Below are 4,818 nucleotides of genomic sequence, written 5' to 3' on the forward strand. Positions count from 1 at the left end.
TGGTCAATCAGAAGAACGGTCTTGGTGGTGATAGCGCCCCGATGATCGTCACCCATCCATTCAGCGAAGCATCAGAAAAAATCAATTATCACGTGGTTTGCACAAAGAATGGCTGGGGCAAGAAGGCGGTTGCCATGATCGACGAAGTGCTTGCGCGCGATGATATCCGCCAAGCTCTTGCACGCAATGCGCAAACCTGGTTGTCGACCACGAAAGTGCAAGAAAAAGTCGTGAAGTAGAAAGGCTGATCTGCGCCTTCCAGAAGAGCTTGTTCTGCATTCCACGGCGAAGTTTGACGGTGCTACTGCCCGGGATTGTCTGTTGTGCTGCCAAGCGTCAGTTTGCGCAGTGAAATCCACTGGGCGAGTTGATCGATGCGGTCATTCCCGAAGAAAGGTTCGTCCTCATAGAAGAAGAAGGGCGATCCAAAGGCGCCCATCTTGATCGCGTCCTCGGTAACAGCGCGGACATGGTCTTTCCATTTCTGGGATTCGACGGCGGCACGCATTTCGGATGCATTGATGGAATGGCGGGTTGCGGCGGCAAAAACGTTTTCCGGGTTGGACATATCAAGCCCGTCGGCAAAATAGCCGCGATAGATATCCTTGGCGAATTTGCGCGCCAACATCGGAGATCGCGATTCAAGCCAGTAATAGGCCCGGGTCGGAACCAGTGCCGTGTAGGGGAAGTTATTGGGGATTTGGAACGGAATGTTTTGCAAGCGTGCGCAGCGTTCCATATCGTGCCGGAAATACGGACCGCGGATCGGCTGATCCAAAAGCGGGCTTTGTCCTGTCTGTTTGAAGGCTGCGCCAATCATGAAGGGGCGCCAGACGACCGTGACGCCATGGCGTTTTTCGAAGTCTTCCATCCGCTCGGCGGCAAGGTAGCCGTAAGGTGACGAGAAATCGAAGTAGAAGCTGACTTCAGACATGTTCCTGCACCCGTTTTCCGTTTTGTTTTCACCAACAACTTTTCCAGCAGATCTGATGTCTGCTTTGATGGATGCGATTTTGATCTATTAAGTCGTTGCGAATCAACAAAAAAAGAAAATCAGGGAATGACGATGCCGGGCCGGACTTTTACTTCTTCCATCACGACATATGTATGAGTCTGACCGACGCCCTGAACAGAAGACAGCCGTTCAAGGAACTCGCGATAGGCATACATGTCCTCGACGCGCAGTTTCGCGAGATAGTCAAAACCACCGGCGACCATATGGCATTCTTCGATTTCAGGGAGCTTTTTGATCGCCGCGGCGAATACGTCAAAGACGTCAGGTGTGGTACGATCAAGAGTGATTTCAACGAAGACCACAAGTGACTGGTTAAGCTTGCGCGGATCCAGTGTTGCCATATAGCCGGTGATAAAGCCGTTTTGCTCAAGGCGGCGCACGCGTTCCAGACAGGGTGTCGGGCTCAGATTAACCCGGCGTGATAGCTCCACATTGGACATGCGGCCATCGTTCTGAAGTTCGCGGAGGATCTGTTTGTCGATCTTGTCCAGGCTCTTGTGGTTCTTCTGCATTTTAAGCGTCCAGCCAGTATTTGTGACTATGCGAATGTAAAAATCGTGGATGATATATCGTATTTAAGCCAAAAATGGCAGCACATTTTTCGGATGAAATAATATTGTCTGTCGCCATAGAGGTGCAAAAGGCCCCGAAGCGCCTGAAATAATGTGCGTTCTTCGGGATCGGCAAAGTCCAACATCAGGGAGAGGCTTTTAAACATGTTCCGTACCGAACTGCCGCAACCGAATGAAATCCGCCAGACGATCCGTGACACTTATCGCGCCGATGAAGAGGCCGTTGTTGAACGCCTGATCGAAACAGCGCGTCTTTCCCCGGAACAGACCGCGCGCGTTCAAAACCGCGCCTATCAACTGGTCGCCCGCGTGCGCAGTGCCGATAACGGCAAAAGCGGCATTGATGCCCTGCTGCATGAATACGAGCTGTCGAGCAAGGAAGGCGTCATCCTGATGTGCCTGGCCGAAGCACTGCTGCGCGTGCCCGATGCGGTGACTGCCGACAAGCTTATTCAGGACAAACTGTTTGATGCCGATTGGCAAAGCCATCTGGGCCATTCCGACAGCTTCTTTGTCAATGCGTCGACCTGGGGGCTGATGCTGACCGGGCGGGTGATCAAGTTCGGCAAGGCGGAAAAGGCCGATCCGGGCCGCCTGATCAAACGCATGATCGGTCGTTCGGGGGAGCCGGTCATTCGCAAGGCATTCAACCACGCCATGCGGATCATGGGCCGCCAGTTCGTGATGGGCCGCACCATTGATGAGGCTGCCGAGCGCGCCAAGGCGAATGAAGAAAAAGGCTATCGCTATTCCTATGACATGCTGGGCGAAGCCGCCCGGACGATGAAGGATGCCGATCGCTATTATAAGGCATACGAAACCGCCATTCATGATATCGGACGCGTTGCCAATGGCCGTGGGCCGATTGACAGTCCGGGCATCTCGGTCAAGCTTTCGGCGATCCATCCGCGCTATGACTTTGCCAACTATGATCGCGTGATGAATGAGCTGACCCCGCGGCTTAAGGAACTGGCACTTCTGGCAAAGAAATACGATATCGGCTTTACCGTCGATGCCGAGGAAGCCAACCGTCTTGATCTGTCGCTTGATGTCATCGGCACTGTCTTTGCCGATCCGGATCTTGATGGCTGGGAAGGCTATGGTTTGGCGGTTCAGGCCTATCAGAAACGTGCCTATCACGTTCTCGAATGGCTGGCCGATCTGTCGACCAAGGTCGGGCGCAAGATGATGGTCCGCCTTGTGAAGGGGGCCTATTGGGATACCGAAGTCAAATTCAGTCAGGAAAACGGTTTTGACGGCTATCCGGTCTTTACCCGCAAGGCATCGACCGATGTGTCCTATCTGGCGTGTGCGAAATATATGCTGTCGCGCCGCGATGCATTTTATTGCCAGTTCGCCAGCCACAATGCCCACACGGTGGCATCGGTTCTGGAAATGGCGGGCAATGACCGCACCTTTGAATTCCAGCGTCTGCATGGCATGGGCGAAGCACTTTATGAGCAGATCGTTGATAAGAACGGCGAAAACGTTCCGTGCCGTGTCTATGCGCCGGTTGGCACCCATGAAGATCTTCTGGCCTATCTGGTGCGTCGTCTGTTGGAAAACGGTGCAAACACCAGTTTTGTGAACCGTATTCAGGATGAACAGCTGCCGATTGAGGAAATGATCGCCGATCCCATCGAAAAGATGGCGGCCCTTCCGCGCAAAGGCCATCCGAAGATTCCGGCACCGATTGACCTTTATGGTGCAAGTCGCGTCAACTCGCGTGGGCTTGACCTGACCGATACGCAAAAGCTGTTGCCGCTTAGTGCCAAGCTTGCCGAGATCAAGAACAAGACCTGGAACGCGGCCCCGCTGATTGATGGCAAACTTGTTTCGGGTACCCCGATTGATGTCATCAACCCGGCCAAGTTTGACGAAAAAGTCGGTGACCTTGTACAGGCGACCGAGGCTGATATTGACGCCGCCGTTGTGGCCGCCCTCAAGGGCTATGAAACCTGGAACAAGACACCGGCAAGTGACCGTGCGACGGCACTGCGTCGTCTGGGTGATCTGCTTGAAGAAAATATGGACGAGTTCATTGCGCTCTGTCAGCGCGAAGCCGGTAAGCTTTATTCCGATGGCGTTGCCGAGGTGCGTGAGGCTGTTGATTTCTGTCGTTATTATGCCAACCGGGCGGAGGAAACCTTCCGCGAAGGCAGCCCGCTTGAAGGTCGGGGCGTGATTGTTTGCATCAGCCCGTGGAACTTCCCGCTTGCGATCTTCTTGGGGCAAGTAACCGCGGCCCTTGCAGCAGGAAATGCTGTGATTGCCAAGCCGGCAGAGCAGACTTCACTGATTGCCGCCCGTGCGGCAGAATTGATCCTTGAATCCGGCGTTCCGGGCGCGGCATTCCAACTGGTTCCGGGGCCGGGGCGTGTGATTGGTAATCAGCTGATCAATGATCCGCGCATTGCCGGTGTCGCCTTTACCGGGTCAACCGAAACCGCACAGGTGATCAACCAGGCGCTGGCAAAACGCCCGGGTGTTCCGTTGCCGCTGATTGCCGAGACCGGTGGGCAGAACGCGATGATCGTTGATTCGACCGCACTGCCCGAACAGGTCGTGCAGGACGCAATCATTTCCGGTTTCCAGTCAGCCGGTCAGCGTTGCTCGGCACTGCGTGTGCTGTTTGTTCAGGAAGACATCGCCGACAAGCTGTGTGAAATGCTGGTCGGTGCGATGAAGGAATTGCGGGTTGGTGATCCGAAGTTCCTTGATATCGATGTCGGTCCGGTGATTGACGAAAAATCGCGCAAGGCTCTTGAAGCCCATGCCGAACGCATGAAAAAGGAAGCCAAGCTTCTGCATGCCTGTGACATGCTTCCGGAATGCGAAGGCGGCAATTTCTTTGCACCGCATTGCTTTGAAATCCCGTCGATCAATGTGCTTGAACGCGAAGTGTTCGGTCCGGTTGTGCATGTGGTGCGCTACAAGGCGCGCGATCTGCCCAAGATCCTTGATCAGATCAATGCATCGGGTTATGGCCTGACCCTTGGTATCCATTCCCGTATCGATACCACCGTACGCGAAATTTCGCAGAAACTGCGCGTTGGCAACTGCTATGTGAACCGTAACCAGATCGGTGCGGTGGTCGGTGTCCAGCCGTTCGGCGGGCAGGGTAAATCGGGGACCGGTCCAAAGGCCGGTGGTCCGCATTATGTCGAACGCTTTGCCAAGCCGATTGCGAAGGCAAATACCATTTCCAATGATGACGTGTCAGACGATCGT

At 54.4% G+C, this 4,818-nt stretch carries 4 protein-coding genes; 2 read left to right on the forward strand and 2 right to left on the reverse strand.

The features are described 5' to 3' along the window. The coding region (locus tag B3Z49_RS10460; RefSeq protein ID WP_296990628.1) for a hypothetical protein at positions 1 to 239 on the forward strand (239 nt) is incomplete at its 5' end. A 62-nt stretch (positions 240 to 301) separates the two neighbouring features. On the opposite strand, the gene B3Z49_RS10465 is transcribed toward B3Z49_RS10460, so the two are convergent. Together B3Z49_RS10465 and B3Z49_RS10470 are read right to left on the reverse strand one after the other, a co-directional pair. Beyond that, positions 302 to 934 (reverse strand): 2-hydroxychromene-2-carboxylate isomerase, encoded by a 633-nt coding sequence (locus tag B3Z49_RS10465; protein ID WP_296990629.1) that lies wholly within the window; start codon positions 932 to 934, stop codon positions 302 to 304. 119 nt (positions 935 to 1,053) lie between these two features. Next, complete coding sequence (locus B3Z49_RS10470) at positions 1,054 to 1,527, reverse strand: Lrp/AsnC ligand binding domain-containing protein (protein ID WP_008890579.1); 474 nt, start codon at positions 1,525 to 1,527, stop codon at positions 1,054 to 1,056. A gap of 204 nt (positions 1,528 to 1,731) precedes the next feature. Here B3Z49_RS10470 and putA point away from each other — a divergent pair. Then, on the forward strand, positions 1,732 to 4,818 hold a 3,087-nt coding region (gene putA, locus B3Z49_RS10475; protein ID WP_296990631.1), incomplete at its 3' end, for a bifunctional proline dehydrogenase/L-glutamate gamma-semialdehyde dehydrogenase PutA.

The sequence above is a fragment of the Thalassospira sp. UBA1131 genome (genome assembly GCF_002311515.1).
GTDB lineage: Bacteria > Pseudomonadota > Alphaproteobacteria > Rhodospirillales > Thalassospiraceae > Thalassospira.